The following is a 260-nucleotide window of genomic DNA, read 5'->3' on the forward strand; positions in this document are numbered from 1 at the left end:
CGGTGCTTGGCAGCGGCAAGGACAAGCCCGAGCCGGCGCATGAGCAGAAGGCGGCCGGCCCGGCGCCGGTGGAGCCGCCCGGTCCCGAGGCCACCAATCTGGCGGCGATCGACGATGTCGCCGCCTTCCTGCGCGACATGACCGATGAGCTGATGGCGAGCACCTCGGGCGTCATCCGCAAGCGCCATGTCGCCTCGGTGCGGCTGAGCTTCGAGGACCTGCCGCTGCCGCGCAATCCGAACCTTGCCGACACGGTGATA

At 70.0% G+C, this 260-nt stretch carries 1 protein-coding gene; it reads left to right on the forward strand.

Going from position 1 to position 260, the window contains the following annotated elements; genetic code table 11:
• The coding region (locus RGCCGE502_RS34430) for a hypothetical protein (RefSeq protein WP_040676341.1) at positions 1–260 on the forward strand (260 nt) is incomplete at both ends.

Origin of the sequence: Rhizobium grahamii CCGE 502, assembly GCF_000298315.2 — a bacterium.
In the GTDB taxonomy this organism is placed as follows: domain Bacteria; phylum Pseudomonadota; class Alphaproteobacteria; order Rhizobiales; family Rhizobiaceae; genus Rhizobium; species Rhizobium grahamii.